General features: G+C 50.3%; 17 protein-coding genes. 7 read left to right on the forward strand and 10 right to left on the reverse strand.

The genetic code is table 11. The features are described 5' to 3' along the window. Positions 1-97: 97 nt before the first annotated feature. Positions 98-3,016: an aminomethyl-transferring glycine dehydrogenase gene (gcvP, locus tag TH61_RS04615; protein WP_066506434.1), complete on the forward strand. Its 2,919-nt coding sequence runs from the start codon at positions 98-100 to the stop codon at positions 3,014-3,016. Positions 3,017-3,353: 337 nt separating this feature from the next. After that, complete coding sequence (locus TH61_RS04620) at positions 3,354-3,983, forward strand: DUF4136 domain-containing protein (RefSeq protein WP_066506436.1); 630 nt, start codon at positions 3,354-3,356, stop codon at positions 3,981-3,983. 160 nt (positions 3,984-4,143) lie between these two features. Here TH61_RS04620 and TH61_RS18450 read toward each other — a convergent pair whose 3' ends face one another. From TH61_RS18450 to TH61_RS04665, 9 genes are all read right to left on the reverse strand, one after another. Then, entirely contained in the window at positions 4,144-6,147 is a 2,004-nt protein-coding gene (locus TH61_RS18450) for an OmpA family protein (protein ID WP_066506443.1), read from the reverse strand. Between the two features lie 19 nt (positions 6,148-6,166). Next, positions 6,167-7,108: a type IX secretion system membrane protein PorP/SprF gene (locus tag TH61_RS04630; protein WP_071887777.1), complete on the reverse strand. Its 942-nt coding sequence runs from the start codon at positions 7,106-7,108 to the stop codon at positions 6,167-6,169. A gap of 38 nt (positions 7,109-7,146) precedes the next feature. Continuing rightward, a complete protein-coding gene (locus TH61_RS04635; protein ID WP_066506446.1) occupies positions 7,147-12,009 on the reverse strand; it encodes an ice-binding family protein in 4,863 nt (1,620 codons plus the stop codon). A gap of 475 nt (positions 12,010-12,484) precedes the next feature. Further along, the gene (gene lipA / locus TH61_RS04640) at positions 12,485-13,369 is read right to left on the reverse strand and encodes a lipoyl synthase (protein WP_066512527.1); all 885 of its coding nucleotides are present in this window, start codon (positions 13,367-13,369) and stop codon (positions 12,485-12,487) included. A 69-nt stretch (positions 13,370-13,438) separates the two neighbouring features. Beyond that, on the reverse strand, positions 13,439-14,209 hold the full coding sequence (locus TH61_RS04645; RefSeq protein ID WP_157600552.1) for a hypothetical protein: 771 nt from the start codon (positions 14,207-14,209) through the stop codon (positions 13,439-13,441). A 199-nt stretch (positions 14,210-14,408) separates the two neighbouring features. Then, complete coding sequence (gene ytxJ / locus TH61_RS04650) at positions 14,409-14,747, reverse strand: bacillithiol system redox-active protein YtxJ (RefSeq protein WP_066506451.1); 339 nt, start codon at positions 14,745-14,747, stop codon at positions 14,409-14,411. Between the two features lie 30 nt (positions 14,748-14,777). Beyond that, the gene (locus tag TH61_RS04655; RefSeq protein ID WP_066506454.1) at positions 14,778-15,107 is read right to left on the reverse strand and encodes a hypothetical protein; all 330 of its coding nucleotides are present in this window, start codon (positions 15,105-15,107) and stop codon (positions 14,778-14,780) included. Positions 15,108-15,118: 11 nt separating this feature from the next. Continuing rightward, positions 15,119-15,427 carry a hypothetical protein gene (locus tag TH61_RS04660; protein WP_157600554.1) on the reverse strand — a complete coding sequence of 103 codons (309 nt, stop codon included), beginning with the start codon at positions 15,425-15,427 and terminating at the stop codon, positions 15,119-15,121. Positions 15,428-15,525: 98 nt separating this feature from the next. Next, complete coding sequence (locus TH61_RS04665) at positions 15,526-17,505, reverse strand: thiamine pyrophosphate-dependent enzyme (RefSeq protein WP_066506460.1); 1,980 nt, start codon at positions 17,503-17,505, stop codon at positions 15,526-15,528. Between the two features lie 195 nt (positions 17,506-17,700). Between TH61_RS04665 and TH61_RS04670 the strand changes: the two genes are divergently transcribed. The 5 genes from TH61_RS04670 to TH61_RS04690 all read left to right on the forward strand — a co-directional run bounded on the left by TH61_RS04670 (position 17,701) and on the right by TH61_RS04690 (position 23,747). Further along, the gene (locus TH61_RS04670) at positions 17,701-18,984 is read left to right on the forward strand and encodes a pitrilysin family protein (RefSeq protein WP_066506463.1); all 1,284 of its coding nucleotides are present in this window, start codon (positions 17,701-17,703) and stop codon (positions 18,982-18,984) included. A gap of 163 nt (positions 18,985-19,147) precedes the next feature. Beyond that, positions 19,148-19,585: a hypothetical protein gene (locus tag TH61_RS04675; RefSeq protein WP_066506465.1), complete on the forward strand. Its 438-nt coding sequence runs from the start codon at positions 19,148-19,150 to the stop codon at positions 19,583-19,585. Positions 19,586-19,808: 223 nt separating this feature from the next. After that, positions 19,809-20,300 carry a 2-C-methyl-D-erythritol 2,4-cyclodiphosphate synthase gene (gene ispF, locus TH61_RS04680; protein WP_066506468.1) on the forward strand — a complete coding sequence of 164 codons (492 nt, stop codon included), beginning with the start codon at positions 19,809-19,811 and terminating at the stop codon, positions 20,298-20,300. Positions 20,301-20,418: 118 nt separating this feature from the next. After that, positions 20,419-22,065 (forward strand): M28 family peptidase, encoded by a 1,647-nt coding sequence (locus tag TH61_RS04685; RefSeq protein WP_066506471.1) that lies wholly within the window; start codon positions 20,419-20,421, stop codon positions 22,063-22,065. Between the two features lie 305 nt (positions 22,066-22,370). Continuing rightward, a complete protein-coding gene (locus tag TH61_RS04690; RefSeq protein ID WP_066506472.1) occupies positions 22,371-23,747 on the forward strand; it encodes a LutB/LldF family L-lactate oxidation iron-sulfur protein in 1,377 nt (458 codons plus the stop codon). Between the two features lie 102 nt (positions 23,748-23,849). Here TH61_RS04690 and TH61_RS04695 read toward each other — a convergent pair whose 3' ends face one another. Continuing rightward, a complete protein-coding gene (locus TH61_RS04695) occupies positions 23,850-24,074 on the reverse strand; it encodes a hypothetical protein (protein WP_066506475.1) in 225 nt (74 codons plus the stop codon). Positions 24,075-24,110 lie beyond the last annotated feature (36 nt).

The raw sequence follows: 24,110 nt of genomic DNA on the forward strand, positions 1-24,110 counted from the left end.
ATTACTGAATTTTAAGCTTTACTTTTGTGTAATGATTTGAGCCTGACGGCTGTTTTTCAGATAACAAGATTCCATTTCTACTCTTAATATACCTCACATGATATTTAAGACCAAACCAGCAGACATCTTCAAAGAACGCCACAACGGCCCTGTGAAAGACCAAATTCAGGAGATGTTGCAAGTAATTGGTGCAGATTCTTTGGATCAGCTCATTGATGAGACCGTACCCGCGGCCATCAGACTAAAACAACCCTTAAACCTGCCATCTGCCTTAACGGAGCGCGACTTCTTGCGCAAGTTCTCTCAGATTGCCAAGCAGAACAAACTGTACAAGTCATACATTGGCTTGGGCTATAATGACACCATCTTGCCTCCGGTCATCCAGCGCAACATCCTGGAGAACCCAGGTTGGTACACCGCTTATACGCCGTATCAAGCCGAGATTGCCCAGGGCCGCTTGGAGGCGTTGATTAATTACCAAACCCTGGTGATTGAGTTGACCGGCGTAGAGATTGCCAACGCGTCTTTGCTGGATGAGGCTACGGCTGCTGCTGAGGCCATGAACATGCTCTATGCGTTACGCAAAGGCTCCAGAAAGAATGCCACCCGCTTCTTTGTCTCTGACCAGGTATTGCCGCAGACCTTAGATGTGTTGATTACGCGCGCCACGCCATTAAACATTGAACTGATTGTAGGCGACCACCTGGACGTGAACCTGGAAGATGACACCATCTTCGGGGCCTTGGTACAATACCCGGCCGCCAATGGAGAGGTATTTGACTACACAGACTTCATCTCTCAGGCACACGCCCAGGATATGTTAGTGGCCGTAGCCGCTGACTTGATGAGCTTGACCTTGTTGAAAGCCCCCGGTGAAATGGGTGCCGATGTAGTCGTAGGTTCTTCGCAACGTTTTGGTGTACCTATGGGCTACGGCGGACCGCACGCTGGTTTCTTTGCCACTAAAGAAGAGTACAAGCGTTCCATCCCGGGCCGTATAATTGGGGTTTCTGTGGACGCGCACGGCAACAAAGCTTACCGTATGGCCTTGCAGACGCGTGAGCAGCACATTAGAAGAGAGAAAGCCACGTCTAACATCTGTACCGCGCAGGTATTATTGGCCGTGATGGCCGGTATGTACGCCGTGTACCATGGACCGCGTCGCTTAAAATACATTGGCCTCAACATCCACAGCCTGACCCAAATCTTGGAGAAAGGCTTGGAGCGTCTGGGCTTTGAGCAGATCAACGACAACTACTTTGACACCCTACAGATTAGAGTGGAGAGCGCTGAGTTGCAAAATGCCATCAAGCAAGAATCAGAGGCATCTGAGATCAACTTCCGCTACTTCGCAGATTCTCATAACATAGGCATCTCTCTTAATCAGAATACAGACTTAGAGGATGTGAAAGCGATTTTGGCTGTTTTCTCAAAAGTAGCCGGAAAACCAGCCGCTGAGCTGGAGATGACCGAATTGCCTGAGCAAGTAGACATTCAGTGGCCAGAGTCATTGATCAGAACGTCTTCTTACCTGCAGCACGAGGTGTTCAACAAGTACCACTCAGAAAGCGAAATCCTGCGCTACATGAAGTACCTGGAGAACAAAGACTTCTCTTTGACGCACGGCATGATTCCGTTGGGTTCTTGCACCATGAAACTGAACGCCACCGCCGAGATGATTCCGGTGACCTGGCCAGAGATTGGCTCTTTGCACCCTTTTGCCCCAGTAGACCAAGCCAAAGGCTACGCCCAAATCTTTGAAGATCTGGAAGCGTGGCTATGCGAGGTGACTGGTTTTGCCGCTGTTTCTCTGCAGCCAAACTCAGGTGCCCAAGGCGAGTACGCCGGTCTGATGGTAATCAGAGCCTACCATGAGGCGCGCGGTGATCATCACCGTAACATCTCGTTGATCCCATCTTCGGCACACGGCACCAACCCGGCCTCTGCGGTGATGGCCGGAATGAAAGTGGTGATTGTGAAGTGCGATGAGCGCGGTAACATTGACGTAGCTGATTTGAAAGCGAAAGCCGAGCAGCACAAAGACGATCTATCTTGCCTAATGGTGACCTATCCTTCTACCCACGGCGTGTATGAGGAAAGCATCCTTGAAATTTGTGAGATTATCCATACGTACGGTGGCCGTGTGTATATGGACGGTGCCAACATGAACGCCCAGGTGGGCTTGACCTCGCCGGGTAACATTGGCGCGGATGTGTGCCACTTGAACCTGCACAAGACCTTCTGTATTCCGCACGGTGGTGGTGGACCAGGCGTTGGCCCAATTGGCGTAGTGGCTGACTTAGCTCCGTACCTGCCAGGCCACGCGGTGGTAGATTTGGGTAGACCAGAGGCTATCAATGCCGTTTCTGCCGCACCTTGGGGAAGCGCCAGCATCCTGCCAATTTCTTATGCCTATATTGCCATGATGGGCGGCGAAGGTTTGACAGAGGCCACCAAGATTGCCATCCTAAATGCTAACTACATCAAAGCCCGTCTGGAGCCGCACTACCCAGTATTGTACGTAGGTACCAACGGCCGTTGCGCTCATGAAATGATCTTAGACTGCCGCGCCTTCAAAAAAGTGGGTGTTGAGGTAGAAGACATTGCCAAGCGTTTGATGGACTATGGCTTCCATGCGCCAACAGTATCTTTCCCAGTGGCCGGAACCTTGATGGTAGAGCCTACTGAGAGCGAAAGCAAAGCAGAGCTAGACCGTTTCTGCGAAGCCATGATTTCTATCAGAGCAGAAATCACTGAGATTGAAGAAGGCAAAGCCGATCAGAAGGTGAACGTGTTGAAAAACGCTCCTCACCCGGCGCACATTGCCCTGGTAGAGAACTGGACCTTGCCGTACTCCAGAGAGAAAGCAGTGTATCCAGTGCCGTATACCAGAATTGCTAAGTTCTGGCCAACCGTGAGCCGCGTAGACAGTGCTTACGGTGACCGTAACTTGATTTGTAGCTGTGCCCCGGTAGAAGCCTATAATGAGCAAGACCAGCCTATGACCGCGGTGTAATCACCATTTTAAGTATTCCTTACAGAAAACGCCCGTTGCCTCACCGCAGCGGGCGTTTTCGTTTTTAGGCTAATTCTTGGAAAACAGCCAAAAAACGGCCACCTATCTGCTTTTCACAATAGTCATGCAGATAGTTTCTTCACTTGTATAAGACACAGCAACGCCGCTAAGGAATAGACAAACGCTATGTGACAGGAATAGTCTGCACTTCACCTCCTAGCAAGTCTCTATAATCCAGAGGGCTACTATATTCCCAAAAACGTATAATATAAGTATTTGACTCCCTGTGCAATAGAGACTGAGACGTTGTTTATTCTACATACAAATCCAGAACAAGATGAACTCACCAAACAGCATCCTTACGTATTTGATGGGGTTAAGCATGAGCCTTTTGATCTTAGGCTTTGCAGGCTGTGCTCCTTCCATCCATGTCTCCTCAGATTATGAGAAGAACACCAATTTTGCGCAATACCGTACCTGGCGCTGGTACCAAGACCAACCTGTGGCAAAAAGTGATTCTACCCGTAAATACAGTACGTTCTTAGACAAGCGGGTGAAGACTGCGGTAGAAAGTGAAATGGCCCGCCGAGGCTTTCAGCTAGCTGCCGGCTCACAAAAAACAGACATGCTTTTGGCCTATGATGTGAGTATTGAGAATGTGCAGCGCATTCGGCCAGACTATATAAGTATTCCTACCATAGGGTATGGGTACTGGTACGGTTACCGCTATGCCTACACCTACAACAGGCTATACAATAATACCACCGTGCAAGAATACCAGGCGGGTACTATTATTTTGGATATTGTGGACGCCCAAAGCAATGAACTGGTATGGCGCGGCACCGGGCAAACCACTGGCGGCGAGAGATCCTTGACCCAAGAAAAAGTCCAAGCCGTCATTACCCAGATTTTGGCCAAGTTCCCGCCTAAGACTAGTAATGACCAAGTGTCCTCTAGCCAGTATTAGAAACTTGGTTTCACTTAAAAAGCCCTAGCCCAACAAGCTAGGGCTTTTTTAACAGCTTCCGTTTTTGGCCTATTTTCTGGAAAACAGGCCAAAAACGGACGTAAAACAAAAAGCCACCCCAAAAGGGTGGCTTTTATAGAATTGGATCAACAAGAAGAATTTATTTGATTTTGAACTCAGTGCGGCGGTTCATCTGATGCTGCTCCTCGGTACATTCTACCCCATCAGCGCAACCGTTTCTAAGACGCGTCTCGCCGTAGCCTTTCCAGCTGAGGCGGTTTCTAGGAATACCCTTGCTAACCAGGTACTCCACCGCCGACTGGGCTCTGCGCTCAGACAGCAACATGTTGTAGCCTAGGCCTTCGCGGGCATCTGTGTGGGAACCTAGCTCGATTTTGATGCTCGGGTTATCCTGTAGAATACGCACCAGCTTATCTAGCTCCAATGCGGCATCTGGTCTAATGTTCCACTTGTCCAGGTCATAGTAGATGTTCTCCAGGGCAATGGCCACGTTGGCTTTGCTCTTATCAAAGATCAAGGTCACGCGGGTGGTGTCTGCCAGGCTGGTCGTGTCAATAGAAACCGTAGCGGATTGCTTCAGGTAGCCAAATTTTTGACCAGCCAATTCATATACATTGCCTTTCATGACACCGTACGCATACTCACCATTAAGATTGGTGAAAGCGGCAGTAGTATCTGTAGAACCTTTGATGGCCAGTTTCAACTGTACATCTGACAACGGCTGGGTAGTGGTGCGCTTGCTAGGCAGAGAGACTCTTTCTAAGGTAGTCACCAGCAGCACCGCGTTGCTCAGCATTTTAAAGCTGTAGATGTCATCTGTGCCGTTGTTGCTGTCACGGTTAGAAGAAAGATACCCAACGGTCTCACTCTTCTCCACGTTGCGCATGAACGTCATCCCGAAATCGTCTTTAGGTGAATTAATGGGATTTCTCAAGTTCTGTGGCTTGGTCCAGCTGGCGCGGCTTCCTTGGGCTCTGAACACGTCCAGACCACCAAAGCCCGGATGCGTGTCTGAAGAGAAGTAGAAGTACCCAGATCTGTCAAACGACGGGAACATCTCCTTACCCACCGTATTAATGGTGTTACCAGCGTTTACCGGTTGTCCCCAATTACCGTCTGCCTGAAGCTCTGAGTAATAGATGTCAGTTTCACCGAACCCGCCGGGCTTGTCAGAAACAAAGTACATGGTCTTACCATCCGGTGACAAGGCCGGGTGACCCACGCTGTATTCACTCACCTTGTTGTAAGGAAAGGCCTTTGGAGCAGACCAGGTGCCGGCAGCACCACTGTCGCTGCGCGTAGCCGAGAAAATCTCCAGGCGGTTCACGTGATCATTGGTCATTGGTTTCTTCACCCAGCTGGTAGGATCCACGTTCACGTTCTTGTTTTTCACCTCTACCATGTGGGTACGGGTGAAATAGATGGTGGAGTTAGAGCTGTCCAACACGGCTGGGCCGTCATGGTACAAAGAGTTCAACGACTCGCTAGCCATGGTAGGCAACTGCCAGGTGCTGTCCTGGTTGCGCTCTGCATAGAACATCTGTAAGTAAGGTCTTCCGGTCCAGCCGTAGGTGCCTGCGTCTACATCCTTGTCGTTGCTTTTAGGGCCACCGCGGTCAGAGGCGAAGATGATACCGTTTTCATACACCGTCGGGCTGAAGTCTGCGTTACCAGAATTGATGGCAGTTTCATTCACCACAATGGCAGATACCGGTTCTTCTAACAGCTTTAAAGCAGCGTCAGAGGCGTTGGCCTTGGCATTGGCTTTGGCGGCCTCGGCGGGCACTTTCATGGCGTAGTTCTGGTACTGGGTCTTGGCCTCAAAGTACTTACCGTTGCTCCGCAGGGCCTCGGCATAGTAATAGATGTTGATGGGGTCTGCCTCTGGCATGGCCACCACTTTGGCGTACCACTCCTCCGCTTCTTTGGTGCGGCCCGTCAGGCGGTAAGAGTCAGCTAGGCGCTGTGCCCCTACTAGGTTTGGCTCTCTAGAGGCAAAGGCTTCTTTATACTCTTCAATAGCAAGGGTGTAATCAAAGTTCTCATAATGCAAGTCAGCTTTGCGGGTAGAATTACAGCCACCCACCACTAAACCGCCTGCCAGAAGAAGAGCCAGTGATAAAGATTTGTATTTATTGATCATAGTCAATTCAAATTTTAAATTAGAAATAACGTGGCGTTACCATCTTGGTAGGCTGCATGCGCAGGAACGTGTATCCAACAGATATTTCATGGGTAGAGAGGTCATTCAAATTACTGTGCAGGGTGTAGTCATAAGCATAGCCTAACCGCAGACGTTGGGTTAAGTAAATGTCTGTCATGGCTACAATGGCGTCTCTGTGGTTCAGGCCTTTTGCCTCAAAGTCGTTTTTGAAGATGTTGATGCCCGTGCGGTAAGAAGTACCCAACCAAATGCGCTCCTTGAACAAGAAGAAGAAGTTGAAGTCCACGTTAGACGGTCCATCAAAGTTGTCCTTGAGCATGAAGCTCGGCTTGAACTTAATGTTGTCGCCTAGGTCAGCCACATACCCAGCCGTGAAGAAGTAATGTCTCTCTGGGTCATAGTTGATGTCTTTATCAATTCCTAAAAGGTCTGTCACAGACACCCCAGCATAGAAGCGCTCTGTATGGTAGAAAATACCCAGGTTCAAATCTGGGCTGAAGGTGGTTTCCTTCTGGTTGATCAAAGTAGGGTCACCGTCTACGTTGTACTTGTTGGCATCAACTGCGTAATGTGACACCCCGGCACCTAAACCTACACTAATCACGCCGTCTGCGCTCACAGGCAGTTTGACAGAAGCATCTACGATGAAGTTCTTGCGATTCTGTGCAAAGATTTCATCACGGGTGGCATGGAATCCCAAGCCAATGCGCTTGTTTTTAGTCAGGCCATCAATACTGAAGGACTGGGTGTTGGGAGCGCCTTCCAAGCCTGCCCACTGTTGCCGGTGGAAAGCATTCAAGGTAAGGTTTTCTTTAGCACCTGCGTACGCTGGATTGATTACCAGCTGGTTAAAAATGTATTGTGAGTACTGGGGACGGTGCTGGGCCCACAGGTTTCCTGTGGCCAGCATCGTCATGATCAGTATTAGAATTCGTTTCATATCTCTTTTTGAAATTAGGATTATGTCTAGTGCTAGGCTTAGCGAACTACCTGTACTGGTCCTCTGTACACTTGCTCGTCGCCGTTACAGCCTCTCACACGCAGTACATAGAAGTAAGTAGCTTCCTCTAGACCAGCGGCTTGCCAAGTATTGTTATAACCACGGGTCTTGAACACCTCATTGCCCCAACGGTTGTAGATAGCCAAGTCATTGTCTGGGAATTTCTCCAAGTTGCGGATCACCCAGAAGTCATTCACGCCGTCTCCGTTTGGAGTGAACACGTTCGGGATGAAGAGGCTTCCTGGAGCCGTGGCATCTACTGTCACTGAAGCTACTGCATTGCCACAGGCGCCTCCGTTAGTAGCAGTTACCGTAAGCGTTCCGGTTTTAGCGTCAGCACTAGTACCTTCAAGCGTTACCGTTGTACCTTCCACAGAAGTAGCAGTTGTACCTTTGAACTTAATGTCTCCAGAGACAGTCCAGGTATAAGTTTCTCCTGTAACTCCAGCCACTCTGTAGATCAAATCAGTACATGGACCGCTCTCGTTTATAATCACCGGGGTGGCTGGCGTAGCACCTGGCTCTACCGCTAGGATAGAAGCCTCGCTGGTTCCACAGTTATTAGACGCTTTCACGGTGATTTCTCCTTTAGTAGTGCTTGGGATCAATTCAATCTCAGGCGCTGTGGTAGTGAAAGGACCGTTGCCCGTGGTGGTTCCAGTTAATCTCCAGCCGGCTGGCACTGTCCAGATGTAGCTGGTGGCTCCAGTTACTGGCGTCACGCTGTATCTGATGGCTACATTTACGCAAAGCGTTGGGCTAGAAGCCGTGATCTGACCAAGCTTACCAGGAAGCGCACTTACCGTCAACGTGGCAGTAGATGGCAAGCTGCTCGCGCAACTACCTATTGCTTTAAAGGTTATCGTGTAACTACCAGCACTTAGAGTTGCAATTGACACTGTATAAGCACCACCCGTTACTGTCACTGGATTGGTCACTCCAGGAAGTCCAGTTACCTCATACTGTGTAGTTCCAGTGGCCGTGAAGGTGAAGGTAGCGTTACCGCCCACACAAGCGGTAGGATTGTTCACGATTGGTGCCAATGGACGCACACACACTTCTGCGTCATCATCGTCATCATCTTCATCTGGATCCACTTGATCTCCGTCAATCACGGCTACGTTTCTCAATTTACCCACCAATGAGGTTTTTGCGGTAATAGTAAGAACGACATCTGCCTGGTTTCTTGCAATGTTTCCTATTGACCATGTGATGGTTCTATTAGCTTCATTGAAGGCAACAGTTCCTACAGAAGTAGAAGCGCTCACATAGTCAAGTCCTGCTGGCAGCACATCTGTTACTTTCACGCCAGTGGCGTCACTAGGACCAGCGTTGGTGGCACGTAGGGTAAACACTACTTGCTCCCCTAACGTCACGTCTCCTTTGTCCACTGATTTAGAGATGCCTAAGTTGGCTACGCCTGCACCTGTGGCACCTACCACGGTAATCACGGTAGAGCTGTTGTTGCCAGGCGTTTGGTCTGCCTCATTGCCCCTGATGGTGGCCGTGTTCACGATAGTACCAGCTGTTGTGATGGTAGAGTTTACCGTAAAGGTGGCAGTCTCGCCGCTGGCTAGATTTCCTACCGTCCAAACACCATTGGCCACATTGTAGGTACCCTTGCTCACGGTTGGAGTCCCTACTAAAGTTAATTGACCCAATGGCAACACATCTACTACTAATACGCCAGTAGCACTGCTAGGCCCATTGTTCTTGATGGTTACATCATAGCGTAGCGCATCACCCACGTTGGCGCGGGTTTTGTCAACGGCTTTCACTACTTCTAGGTCAGTGGCTTCGGTTGGGTTACCCGTTCCGCCACCTACAATGGTAATTACGGTAGAGGTATTGCTTTCTGGACGTTCATCTACCTGGTCACCAGAAATGATGGCCGTGTTGATGATGGTACCAGTTGTTTTAATGGTGGCATTCACCGTCATGGTTTCAGTCTGTCCTACTCCCAAATTCCCGATGGTCCAGATGCCGGTAGTGGCATTATAGGTACCCGTCGAAACCGTTACGGCGCCAACTAGGTCTATCTGCGCAACTGGCAACACATCTGTGATTTTCACCCCAGTGGCAGTGTTTGGCCCCAAGTTACGCGCTGTGATAGTGTAGCGAAGTGCATCACCTACGTTGGCGCGGGTCTTGTCAACGGCTTTTACCACCTGCAAGTCAGCAGAAGTGGTTGGGTTGCCGGTGCCGTCTCCTACCACGGTTACTACCGTTGCCGTATTGTTGGCCGGTTGCAAGTCTGGCTCATTGCCAGAGATGATAGCGGTGTTTACAATAGTGCCGGTGGCTTTGATAGTGGCATTCACGGTCATGGTCACTGACTGTCCTGCTGCCAGGTTGCCAATGGTCCATATACCAGTAGTCGCGTTGTACGTTCCAGCCGAAGGTGTGATGGTACCCACCACGTTGATCTGCGCCAATGGCAACACATCTCTAATGATGACTCCTGTAGCAGCGTTAGGTCCGTTGTTACGGGCTGTTACTGTATAGGTCAAAGCATCACCTACGCTAGCGCGGGTTCTGTTTACCGTTTTGATAGCCTCTAAATCAGTGGACGTTCCTGGACCAGGCGTCTCACCTACAATGGTAATCACGGTAGAAGTATTGTTTACTGGCTGTTGGTCTGCCTCATTGCCTCTTACAATGGCCGTGTTGACAATAGTACCAGCGGTTTTGATAGTAGCATTCACACGCAGGGTGGCCGTCTGTCCGTTGGCCAAGGCGCCAATAGTCCAAACCCCAGTGGCCGCGTTGTAAGTACCCACAGATACCGTCACCTGGCCTACAATATCCAATTGATTGGTTGGCAGTACGTCTACCACAAATACATTGGTAGCATTGTTAGGACCGTTGTTACGAACCGTTACATTGTATACCAGGGCGTCTCCAATGTTGGCTCTTGTCTTATCTACTGTTTTTACAACCTGTAAATCTGTAAAGACTGTTGGCACTTCTGGGCCAGCACCTACCACTGTAATCACGGTAGAGGTATTGCTTTCTGGGCGCTCATCTAATTGATCACCACTAATCACAGCCGTGTTTACAATGACTCCGTTGGCTTTAATGGTACTGTTAACGGTTAATGTAGCCGTCTGACCAACCGCTAGGTTGCCAATGGTCCAGATGCCGGTAGTGGCATTATACGTACCGGTAGAAACCGTCACATTGCCTACCAGGTCAATCTGAGAAAGCGGCAACACATCTCTTACGGTTACACCAGTTGCGTTGTCAGGACCTAGGTTGCGAGCCGTCACGGTATAGACTAGGGCATCGCCTACGCTAGCGCGGGTTTTGTTTACCGTTTTTTGCACTTGCAAATCTGCCATGGCACCCGGCCCAACGCCTGGGGTTACTACTGTTACCACCGTTGAGGTGTTATTGGCAGGCTGTTGGTCTGCCTGGTTTCCTCTAATGATAGCGGTGTTGACAATGGTACCAGTGCCGGTGATTGTGGCATTGATGGTCAGGGTCACTGACTGGCCGCTGGCCAAGTTCCCGATGGTCCAAACTCCGGTAGTGATATCCAAGTTGGTTCCGTTGGTGGACGTCTGGCCAGTGATGTTGATTTGACCAATTGGCAACACGTCTCTAATGATAACACCCGTGGCGGCGTTTGGTCCGTTGTTACGGGCCACAATGGTATAGGTCAAGGCATCGCCTACGTTGGCGCGGGTCTTGTCTACCGTCTTAATGGTCTGAAGGTCGGTTACTACGCCAGGTACTACTACCGGCTCCTCGTCTTCATCATCGTCTTTATCTGGATCTGGCTCATTGCCAATCACGCGTACACGGTTCACCAAGTTACCAGAGGATAACACACGCACTCTCAATTTAATGGTAGCGGTCTCGCCAAAGGCAAGGTTACCAATTGTGAAGGTGCTGGTAGTGGCATTGTAAGCAAAAGTAGCCGGCACATTGTCCCGGAACGACGTATAGTCAATAAATGCCAGGGAAGAAGGCAAGGTCTCTACCACCTGAACACCGGTAGCGTCATCTGGCCCTTGGTTTCTTACGGTGATGGTATAAGTAATGGTATCACCAACGGCTACCTCAGATCTGTCTGCGGTTTTGGTAATGGCTAAGTCTGTCTCTACAATAAGCGGAAGGAAGACCGTATTGTTGTTTAAAACCACGTTGCCACCCAAAGACAAAAGACGTCCTTCATGCGTGGTACCGTTGCTTAAAGTTATGTTGTTTTGAACCAGCACGTTGCCCTTCAAGGCCGAAGAGGTACCAACCAATCCTTGGTTACCCACCACTACGTTGCCGGTTACTCTAAAGAAGATGTTCTTAGGTTGCGCGCCGTTTTGTACCGAGATAACTGAGCCCTCATCTACAATCAAGTCTCCGTTGACCTGGATCACAAACACAGCGTTAGGATTTCCCTTGCCGTCTAGGCGCAACTGGCCTTTTAGGCGAGCGTCACCGTCAAAACGGTAAACGCCAGGCCCCAATACGGTACCGGCTACTGCCTCAGGGGTTCTGGAGAAACCCTTACCCAACTGCTGACCCGTCATGTTACTGGTGGGGGTTAGCGTGGCTAGGAAGTCATAGGCTTTGCGGGCGTCTACCTGCGCAGCGGCAGGCTCTACCCCACCAGGTCTAATCTCACCCAGCACAATCCCGGGAGGGAAACCAAGAATCACGTTACCGGGGGAGGTACCCAAATCTGCATACACCAGCGTGCTACCTGTGTTTACCACAGAGCCACTGGCCAACACGGCAAACTCCTGTGCCGCCCCTAAACCTGGGGCGTTCTGAGTTTGTGCGTTCGTTGAAATTGAAATAGCAAACAGTGCTGCTATTAGGTGTAAAATTTTCTTCATGCGACCAACTAAACTATTATCAAAATAAACTTAACCGTATATAGTCATATTAATATATGAGTCCTTACGTGTACTCTCTGCCAAACCAAAGGTTTCGAGGTATAAAAAAGATGCAAATACCCCAAAGCACCTCAAAGGTGGTTATTTAAAACTACTTCCTACCACTTATCTTCCCATTACCCTCTCTCCATCACTTAAGTGAAACAAATAATTTAATTATCAATAAGTTATATATAAATTCTTCAATATTCAAGGCTGCTCTCATCTCCTAGGCACAGCTACCTATTTCAACTCATCCAGACACACAGAACCAGGCTTAAAACCACTATATGAGTTTTATGCAAAATCTGGAATTCATGCTGATGGAATAGGTTTTAGGGGAATAGCCACAGAAGCTTGGAAAAGCACCAGAGCCCTAAACGAAAAAAGCCTCGCAGGGTTGCGAGGCTTTTGAAGAAATTCAGTTTTAAAAAGATTATACGTGCACGTGACGCTCTGCGTGGTAAGAAGAACGAACCAGCGGCCCGGACTCTACATACTTGATGCCCCGTCTAAGGCCTTCTTCCTTATAATGCGCAAACAAATCCGGGTGGATGAACTCGGCTACCTCTAAGTGCATCTTGGTAGGCTGCAGGTATTGGCCCAGCGTCAAGATATCCAGCCCAACAGCGGCCAAGTCATCCATGGCTTGGTAGACTTCTTCCTGGGTTTCGCCTAGACCCAACATGATCCCGGTCTTGGAACGCTTGCCGTATTCCTTGATGCGGCGCAACTGCTCCAGGCTTCGCTCATACTTGGCTTGCGGACGCACCCGGCGGTACAAGCTCTGCACGGTCTCCACGTTATGGGAAACTACTTCCTGTCCCGCTGAGATCATCACCTCCAAGGCCTCCCAGTTTGCTTTCACGTCTGGAATAAGGGTCTCAATGGTAGTCTCTGGCGAAAGCTTCTTGATTTGCACAATAGTCTCATGCCACACGCTGGCGCCGCGGTCTTTCAACTCGTCACGGTTCACAGAGGTGATCACGGCATGCTTTACGCCCATAAGTTGAATGGCCTCGGCCACGCGGCGCGGCTCATCCAAGTCATACTCATTGGGACGACCCGTGGCCACCGCGCAGAAAGAACAGGAACGGGTACACACATTGCCCAAGATCATGAACGTGGCCGTGCCGGCTCCCCAGCACTCGCCCATGTTAGGACAGTTGCCGCTCTCACAGATGGTATGCAGTTTATAGGTATCTACCAGTTGGCGCACTTTCGCGTATTCTTTGCCCACGGGCAGTTTTACACGAAGCCAGTCTGGTTTGCGGTTTTTTGTCTGAGCTTCTGCCGGTTGTATAACGGGCAATGCAATCAATTGATCCATGGGGCAAAGGTACTAAGCGTGGAGCGGATAGACAAAAAACAGCCGAGGTGGCCGAATTGTTCAACGGCGGCGTCCGTAATACAAGGTTAAGTACACAGACGTGAAATGACTGCTCTGCTCTGCCACTGGAATGATAGGAATCTTGTCTGTAAAAGCCTCATACACCATGCCCACCTCAATGCCAGTCACACTCTCCATATAGCGCCCGTACTCAAAACTGACACCCGCCTTTACGTGCGCGCCCACTTTGAATGTTGGGTCACCCAGGCCTTTGAAAGGACCAGAACTACCCAGAATCAAGGCGTCATTATGGATGGCGGGATCATAGGGTTCTGAGGCCACAATCATTTCGCCGGTGCGGTAATAGGTTCTGGTCTGCGGGTTATAGACATACCGGCTACGGTCATAGTCAATGTAATAGGGCGCCTGAATGCCAATGGAAGGCCCAATGGCCGCAATCCCGTTTACCTGCACGCCAGACTCGGCGGCTTTTTTAAAGAAGGTATACTCCCGGCCATACTCTGGACGAAGCACAAAGAAATAATTGCTTTTGCCGAAGACAAAATTCGCCCCGGTGTTCACATTCTGGTATCTATATTCCTTGGGGTGTTTCACCTCAACGCCTTCAATCGCCCAGAATTGGTACCAGTTGTTGGTTAGGTGGTAGGCAGACTTGATCATGAGACCACCAATAAGGCCGCCGTTGGAGTTGAAGTTGATGCCGTAAGTAAACTCACGGGTGTAGGTCTCCTCTTCCTCTACGTTCTGACCAAAGGCCCACGAACAAGGAAAGCAGATACAGGCCAAAAGGATGAGTAGATATTTGCGCACGGGCAAAAAGGCTAAATTTTGTTAAAACTACTAAAATATAAGCACCTCTAAAACAGACCCAAGGCCAGGCTTTCAGACAATAGCAGCTGTGAAGCCTTTCTCCCTTGAATGACAAGGACTACTTTCTCCTTAACGGCAGCAATTAATTTCCGTTTTTGGCCTATTTGCTGTAAAACGGGCCAAAAACGGATAGTATTGTCTACGCTGAATGTTTCTTAACTTCTTGCAGGTTAATGCCTAAATGAGAACCATGGTACTGCACCTGCCCGTCTTTAATCAACAGCAACTGCGGGGACTCATGACGCACGCTAAACTCTTCTGCTATCTGGTTAGAGATAGGTCTATAGCTTAACAAATCCAGGTAATACGGTTTCACCTGGGCTAACCCACTGTCACCCCACTGGCGCTCCAGCCGGCTTTTGGCCGTGGCACTAATGGAACAAGTAGTACTATGCTTGAAAATAACTACTGGTTGTGTTTTAGACTCTTCTCTTATCTGGGCCAGCTGTTCTTGGCTGGTCAATGAATTCCATTCCATACACTCTAATCTAACGTGGGGGTTCAACCTTTACTTCTTCTTAGCCTTCTTACGTTTTTTAACAGGAACGTCTGGCTTGGCGGCGGTGCCGTCCTCCTTGATCTCCATTTTATCACGGGCCTCCTTCTTCTTTGATCGCTTGCGCGAGCTTTCGCCGTCTTTAAAGCTGTGGTTGGCCAGATTCAAATGAGACTCGCTGTACTCAGACTCTACCTTCTGGGCCTCGCGTAGACTCTTACGTACCTCTTGGCGTTGCTGGTTACGGGACTTATGCTCCACCTGCGCGTTGGCCGTCGTAGATAGCAGCAAAAACACGCCCAACATCCCCGTAAAAAGAAAGAAGTGTAAAGATTGTTTCATGAAATTGGGGGTTAATTTTTACTACTGGGTCCTTTGCCAAATTTGACTACTACCTTCTGTTTCTTCTTGGCACCTGGCATCTTCACTTTCTTCTTCTTGAGCAATCCGTCCTTGGCGCCAAACTCCATGTTACGGCCGCCAATGTCTGTTCCTTCTTTGGCCTGGTCCTCTGGGGTGGGTTCTTTTGGCTTGAACATGGCCAAGGGATTCAGGCTTTTTTTACCCGTCACGTCTGGGCAGGGAATCCTGCCAGAGTTACAGCTACTCATCACAATTCCTGCCACCAGCAGGAACATCCACAATCTGTCTTTTAGATTCATAACGGCACAATCAAAGAGTATACGTAATACAGCCCAGCCACGGATATTGTGAATCGTTTTTGGCCTGTTTTCATCAAAACAGGCCAAAAACGGAAAGGTTAGAAGTTAAGCAGATGCTCTACTTTCTCTCGTAAGCGCTTGACAGGCAAGAACTCCTGCTCCAGCGGCGGCGCAAACGGAATAGCAGTATCCAGACCGCCCACGCGTACTACTGGTCCATCCAACTGCTCAAAGCAATGCTCCGATATCCAAGCGGCAATCTCGGCGCCAATGCCGCCCGTGATAGTATCTTCATGCAAGACCAATACGCGGCCGGTTTTGGCCACGGTCTGGCGCACCGCTTCTTTGTCCCAAGGCAATAGGGTACGCAAATCCAAAACGTCTACGCTGGCGTCTGGCATGGTGGCCAGCAACTGCTTCGCCCAGTGTACGCCCATGCCGTAGGTAATGATAGACAAGTCGGTTCCTTCCTGAGCCAGTCTGGCGCGACCGATTTCTACGGTGTAATAATCATCCGGGATAGATTCTGTGAGTGAGCGGTACAGCATCTTGTGCTCAAAATACATGACCGGATTCGGGTCTTCAATGGCGGCATTCAAAAGGCCTTTGGCGTCATACGGCGTACTTGGGTACACAATCTTCAAGCCCGGCGTATGGAAGAACCAAGCTTCATTGCTTTGGCTGTGGAACGGACCCGCGGCGGCCCCGGCACCCGTAGGCATGCGCACCACCACATCGGCGTTCTGGCCCCAGCGGTAATGCGTCTTGGCCAGGTTGTTCACCACTTGGTTAAAGCCTGAGGTCACGAAGTCTGCAAACTGCATCTCCACCACCGACTTCTTTTTCTTAATGGACATGCCCAGACCCACACCTAGAATGGCACTCTCGCACAATGGCGTGTTACGGATGCGCTCCTTCCCAAACTTCTCCACGAAGCCCTCGGTGACTTTGAAGACGCCACCGTATTCCGCGATGTCCTGGCCCATCACCACCAACTCTGGGTAGCGCTCCAAACTCTGCTTTAAACCATCTGAGATAGCATCCACGAAGCGCTTATCAGTGCGGGCGCTGTCCTTGGGCGTCATGACCGTCTGGATGAACGGCGCGTACATGTCAGCTAACTCCTCTTTAGGGTCCGCGACCGGCATTGGCGTATTGAACGCAGTTTCTAAACCTTGCTCTATCTCGGCTCTAATTTCTTCTCTAACCGCGGCCAGTGACTTAGGCGTTAACACCTTTTCATCCAGCAGGTACTTCTCAAAGTTCTCTACCGGGTCCTTCTTCGCCCAGCGCTCAAACAGCTCCTGCGGCACGTATTTGGTTCCGGATGCTTCCTCGTGTCCGCGCATTCTGAAGGTCATCGCCTCAATGAGCATGGGGCGCGGATTCTTTCTGATGCTGTAGGCGGCCTGACGCACAGTGTCATAGACTTCTAGCACGTTGTTGCCGTCTATCTGCAAGGCGTCCATGCCATAGGCCGGGCCTTTGTCTATAAAGTATTGGCACTTGAACTGCTCGTTGCTAGGCGTAGACAGTCCATAACCGTTGTTCTCAATAATGAAGATGACCGGCAGGCCCCACACGGCGGCCACGTTCAGGGCCTCATGGAAGTCTCCTTCGCTGGCGCCGCCATCCCCGCTGTATACCACGGTTACTTTCTCGCGCTTGTCCAACAGGTCTGCCAGGGCAATACCGTCTGCCACAGCCAACTGCGGGCCCAGGTGCGAAATCATGCCTACAATGTGGTGCTCATTGGTCCCGAAGTGGAAGGAACGGTCCCGGCCTTTGGTGAAACCGGTGCGCTTACCCTGGAACTGCGCGAACAACCTGTCCAACGGAATCTGACGGCAGGTGAACACGCCCAGGTTGCGGTGCAAGGGCAGAATGTACTCGTCTGGCTCCAGGGCCAAGGTAGAGCCCACCGAGATAGCCTCTTGCCCGATGCCCGAGAACCACTTGCTCACTTTCCCCTGACGCAGTAGAATCAGCATCTTCTCCTCAATCATTCTTGGTTTGAGGATGCCGCGGTACAACATCAGTAAATCATCGTCGGTATAGTCTTTTCTATTGAAATTCATGGCGGATTACAACATTCTGAACGTGTAAATTTAAGGCAATCCCAGTCACACGGAAATATTCCTGATCTTATTTTTACTTTTACTGTTTCTGGGCTCGTTTCCAGAAACCAGGCCAAAAACGAAACCAGCCCATCGGCAACACCCGCGGCACGGGCTCGTTACTACGTATTGGCTTCGCCTAAAAAGAGCATCCCTATGATTCAATTCAAAGAATTTACCTTAGATAACGGTCTTCAGTGCCTGGTGCATGAGGACCCTACCACGCCACTGGCGGTTTTAAACGTGTTGTACAACGTAGGCTCCCGGGACGAAGTGGAAACCCACACTGGGTTTGCGCACTTGTTTGAGCACCTCATGTTCAGTGGCTCGGTGAACATTCCCAGCTACGACGAGCCCCTGCAACAGGCCGGCGGCGAGAACAACGCCTTCACCAGTCCAGACATTACCAATTACTATTTGACGGTACCGGCCCAGAACATAGAGACCGGTTTCTGGCTGGAGTCTGACCGCATGCTGGACCTGGCCTTCAGTGAGAACGGCTTAGAGGTACAGCGCAAAGTGGTAGTAGAGGAATTCAAGCAGAACTACTTAAACCAACCGTACGGCGACATTTGGTTGAAGCTTCGTCCGTTGGCCTACCAGCACCACCCTTACAAATGGGCGACCATCGGCAAGGAAATCAGTCACATTGAGAACGCCGTGATGGATGACGTGCGTGCCTTTTTCAAAAAGCACTACTCGCCGGCCAACGCCATTCTGGTGGTGGCCGGCAACATCACGTTTGAACGCGCGAAGGAGTTGACGGAAAAATGGTTCGGACCGATACCGGGAGGCGTGAAGTATGAGCGTAACCTGCCCCTAGAGCCGCGCCAGACCGAAGCCCGCCTGTTAGAAATGGAAGCCGATGTGCCCTTGACCGCGCTTTACAAAGCCTACCACATGCCCGGCCGCACCAGCCCGCATTACCACGCCGCCGATTTACTAAGCGACATTTTGGGCAACGGCAACTCGTCCAGGCTCTATAATGAGCTGGTGAAAGAGCAGAAGCTGCTCAACTCCATCGGGGCGTTTGTAACGGGCTCTCTGGAACCCGGCCTGCTCATCATCCAAGGCAAATTGAACGTGGGCGTAGACCCATACCAGGCCAATGCCGCGGTAGAGGAAATTGTAGCCCAGGTACGCGCCCACCACGTAGCTGAGGACGAGTTGCAGAAAGTCAAAAACAAGGCCGAGACCTCTATTGTCTTCTCTGAGATTGAGCTCCTGAACCGCGCCATGAACCTGGCCTACGGCAAACTGATGGGCAACCCCAACTACGTCAACGAGGAAGCCAGCCGTGTCCAGTCCGTCACCGCCGAAGACCTCTACCAACAGGCCCAGGAAGTCCTCAGACCAGAGAACTGCTCTACCTTAATTTATAAAGCCGCTCCCAGCGCCGCCACCTTGTCTGAGCTGGAAGAAGCCATGGCAGAGGAGTAATCTCATACTCTCGTTTTCGGGCTGTTTTGGTGAAAACAGCCCGAAAACGGAAAATCTAAGCTTCGGCTCCTTTCTTTAACTCTCTTTTGTCATCCTGAAAGGAACTTGTGGGCCAGCTGTAGTAGCGTTTGCTCATAGCTGGGAGCTATACAAAGTATTCAATATGTCTCTTGAGGACTTCCAAGCATTTGTAGATAAGACTTTAAGCGAGCTAATTCTTTATGCCGAAGTACATGCGGGTAAAAGTTTTAGCGACCATGAGCTAGCATTTGAATGGACATCTTATGACCGAACCATTACTACTGGCAGAGAAAACATTGTTTATGCAATAGCAGACAGGGTTTTTGTTTCTGAAGAAGAGATTTACCCCTGTGTGGACTTAGTCATTGAGAAACCAGAATCAAGGGAAAATATTTTGAGAATAACAGGAAGGAGAGCAGGGTACCCACCTTGTCCTTTTGGAATTGGCTGGAGCAAAAGACCGGGACCGTTCATCTACGGAATAGGGAAAGGCATTAAAACTAAATTAGTGAACACCAAAGATCCGCAGTTTAAGAAGAAGCTCAGAGATTTGGGACTAATTCACCATGACATAGACTAAAGTAAACTAACCTCTTCTAGCCTTTCACTTTCAGCAGTACAGGCTTTGTGCTTCCTAGTCAAAACTGTCTGTCTAGTTTGACCACAAGTTCCTTTCAGGATGACAAAGCGGGGAGTCTTAGTTCAAATACACGGCTTTTACTTTAGCCCGGACAAACATCTTTGACGCATCTCTGTCTTGTATCTTATATCTTGCATCTTATGTCCACTATCTAAACAATACCATGAGTTTTCACATAAGAACCGGCTTCGGCTATGACGTGCACCAATTACAGGAAGGACTGGACTTTTGGCTGGGCGGCATCAAAATCCCGCACACGCACGGTGCCCTGGGCCACTCAGACGCAGACGTCCTCATTCACGTCATTTGTGATGCCCTGCTAGGAGCCGCCAACCTGCGTGACATTGGCTACCATTTCTCAGACAAAGACCCCAAATACAAAGGCATTGACAGCAAGATTCTGTTGCGCGAGGTGATGGTGTTGCTGAGAGAGAAGGGTTATGAAGTAGGCAACATTGACTCCACCGTCTGCTTGCAAGAGCCAAAGGTAAACCCGCACATCCCTGGTATGAAAACCTGCCTGGCCGAGGTGATGGGCATTCCGGAGGACGATATTTCCATTAAAGCCACCACCACGGAGCAATTAGGATTTGTGGGTAAGAAGGAAGGCGTAGCCGCCTATGCCACGGTATTGATTCATAGAGTAGCCAATTAAACCTTCTCCCCAGTTTTCAGTCTAAACCCAGAAAACAGGCCAAAAACGGTTTAAACTTGATTTTAGCCGCAACTTTGCCTATCATTAGACTACCAAAACAACAAACAAACTCCAGTACATGAAAAAGCATTTGTATACCCTGGGCATGGCCGCCGCCTTTTTGTCGGCGTGTTCAACGTCCCAGACCCCGGCTGCATCTGGCGCAGACGCGGTGAGCACGGCCGCTAAGGCGGTAGGCGCCATTGCCGCAGACCCAACCAAGTACGCCAGCACTATCACCGCAGCAGACCTTGAGAAACACCTGCGCATCCTAGCCTCAGATTCACTGGAAGGTCGTGAAACGGGTCGTCGTGGGCAGAAGATGGCTGCTGATTATATCTCTAAGCACTTCCGGAACATTGGCTTAACAGGTCCAGTGAAAACTGGTGCTAATCCATATTATCAAACCTTTGACCTGGAAGAAAGCTCATGGGGCGAAGGCTACATGACCATTGCTGGCAAGAAATACACCATGGGCAAAGACTTCTTTGTGCTGGGCGCTTCGCCGTTCCAGGCAGAAGAGACCGCGCAAGTGGTATTTGCGGGCTACGGTATTGACGACCCGGCCTACTCAGACTACACCAACCTGGACGTGACCGGCAAAGTAGTGGTGGTCCTGGCCGGTGAGCCTAAGAAAGCCGATGGTACTTATATGATCAGTGGCACTGACAAGATGGGCACCTGGAGCCAAGACCCACGTACCAAAGCTGCCGCAGCCACTAAAAAAGGCGCCAAAGCAGTACTGCTGGTAACGGGCACCACAGATGAGGAATTCCAAAAAATGACCGGCCGTTACGCCAACGCCTTGACGCGCCCGTCCATCGGGTTTGGCGCTACAGCTACTCAGCCACGTGCCGCCTTGATGATGGTGTCGCCTACCATGGCTTCAGCGTTGTTGAACACCAAAACCACTAATTTAACTGCCTACGGCGCTAGCGTAGCCAAAGCCGGCAAGCCGGTGGCCTCTACGTTTAAGCCCGCCACTGGCGTGAAAGTAAAGACCGAGCGCAAGCGCCAGCCGTTGCCAACTGAAAACGTATTGGGCTATCTGGAAGGCTCTGACCTGAAAGACGAACTGATTGTGATCAGCTCGCACTATGACCATGAAGGCATCAAAGACGGCGTGGTATACAATGGCGCCAATGATGATGGTTCTGGTACCGTAGCCGTGATGGAACTGGCCCAAGCCTTCGCCGAGGCTAAGAAAGCCGGAGCCGGACCACGTCGTAGCATTTTGTTCTTGACCGTAACCGGCGAGGAAAAAGGCCTGTTAGGTTCTGAGTACTACACAGATCATCCTGTGTTCCCGTTGGCCAACACCGTGGCTGACTTGAACATTGACATGATTGGCCGTCATGACAAAGAGCACGAAGGCAAGCCAGACTATATCTACGTGATTGGCTCTGACAAGCTTTCTTCTGAGCTGCACGCCATCTCTGAGAATGTCAACAAGACGTACTCTAACCTAGAGTTGGACTACACCTTCAACGACCCTAATGACCCGAACCGTTTCTACTACCGTTCAGACCATTATAACTTCGCCAAGCACCGTATTCCAATCGCGTTCTACTTCAACGGCGTGCATGATGACTACCACCAGCCAACCGATGACGTGGAGAAAATCAACTTCCCGTCTGCTGAAAAAGTAAGCCGTTTGGTATTCCACACCGCTTGGGAACTGGCCAACCGCACCGAGCGCATCAAAGTAGACAGCAATAAGAAATAAGCTTCGCTTATTTCAGTCCTGAGTTCTGAGTCGCGAGTCTTGAGTCAAAAATGAAACTCAGAACTCAGGACTGTTTCAAAGAAAAAGGAGAGGCGTTGGCCTCTCCTTTTTCTTTGAAAGTATATCTTCTTGCAGGTTTGGTCGTTAGTTTTGTGGGGATGTTTGTTTTCTTGAAGAAAAGTAGAACTTGCACCGCCGTTTTTAGCCTGTTTTCCAGAAAATAGCCTAAAAACGAAGACCTATAGACAAAACACAGGCAATCAAGCATACATAGCGAGTAGCCTATACAACATAGAGGAGTTACCTTGAGCACTAAACTAAAACAGTTTTTGCTGGACTCAGAGGCCAAGGCTTTTGACCTGGACCACCGGCAGAAGATTCGTTTCAATATTGGCAAGTACAACGCGGCCGTGCACAACGGCATGCAGGCCTATGAGCACCATGAGTTGGCCCGGGAGCGCGCGTCCTTCATCAAGACCCAGACCATCAACAACCTGGACAAGTACCTGGTGGAGTTTGAGAACAACTTTACCAAGCGCGGCGGCAAGGTCATCTGGGCCCAGAATGATGAAGAAGCCCTGCGCGAGATTGGCGCCATCATGAAACGCAAGCGTGCCAAATCGGTGGTGAAGTCAAAGTCCATGATCACCGAGGAGATTCACATGAATGAGTTTCTGGAGAAGAATGGCATTGAGACCGTAGAGACCGACCTGGGCGAATACATTGTGCAACTGGCCGAGCAGCGCCCCTACCACATTGTGACGCCCGCCATGCACATGTCCAAGAAAGACATCTCTGAGCTGTTCACCAAGAAACTGGGCATTCCTTTGACGGATGATGCCCAAGAACTAGTGGCTACCGCCCGAAAGCTGTTGCGCGACAAATACACCAGCGCAGAAGTGGGCGTGACTGGCGCAAACTTCATTCTGGCAGACATTGGCGGCATTGCACTCACAGAGAATGAAGGCAATGCACGTCTGTCTACTACCTTCCCCAAGACGCACATAGCAATTGTGGGGATTGAGAAGATGCTGCCGTCTGTGCATGACCTAGACTTGTTCTGGCCTTTGCTCAGCACCAGCGGTACCGGCCAGAACGTGACCATCTATAACACCATCTTGACCGGCCCGCGCCAGCCCACCGAGAAAGACGGCCCCGAGGAGATGTACGTCATCCTGCTAGACAACGGCCGCACCAACCTATTGGCCCAGCCAGAACAGCGTGAGGCCTTGAATTGCATCCGGTGCGGCGCCTGTTTGAACGTGTGCCCCGTGTACAAGAACATTGGGGGCCATACCTATGAAACCACCTACAGCGGCCCTATTGGATCGGTGATTACGCCGCACTTGGCGGGCATGGAAGAAAACAAGCACTTGAGTTTTGCCAGTTCGCTCTGCGGCGCCTGCACCAGCGTATGCCCGGTGAAAATCAACCTGCACAACCTGCTCTTATTGAACCGCAAACAAAGCGTGGACGAAGGCCTGGTGGATAAGAATGAAAAGCTGGCCTTTAAGTTCTGGGTACGTGGCATGAAGAGCCGCACCCTCCTTAATCTGGCGCCCGCCTCGGTCAAGAACTTTGTGTTGCGCCATGTCCAGAAGGACACTTGGAGTAAACGCCGGGAGCCCCTTCTGGCTGCGCCGAAGTCGTTTAATGAGATGTGGCGAAAGCAACGAGGATAAAAGAAAAGGCTCGCTTTATTAGCGGGCCTTTTTTGTTGGGGGGGGGGGGAGCAACACAGTCTCTAAATGGCATAAGGGGGAAATGCGTTTGAGTTAAAACGCTTACCAATTACGCTTCGGTTTGCTGGTGCCTTTCTTAGCTCTTTTCACCACCGGGTTATATTTTTTAGCCGTGGCGGCGCGGCTTAGCTTGGCGGTTTTTTTCTTTTTGAAGATAGGCAGTTTCCAGGTAGTGGTGGAAGTGGTGACTGTCTCAGTGGCAAACACCTCAGGCGCCAGCCCTACTAAGATAGAGGCGAGTACTAAAGCAAGTAGACTTTTTTTCATAGGTTGGACATGGAATTAGTGACACATGCCCTATCC

This window comes from Rufibacter sp. DG15C, from assembly GCF_001577755.1.
In the GTDB taxonomy this organism is placed as follows: domain Bacteria; phylum Bacteroidota; class Bacteroidia; order Cytophagales; family Hymenobacteraceae; genus Nibribacter.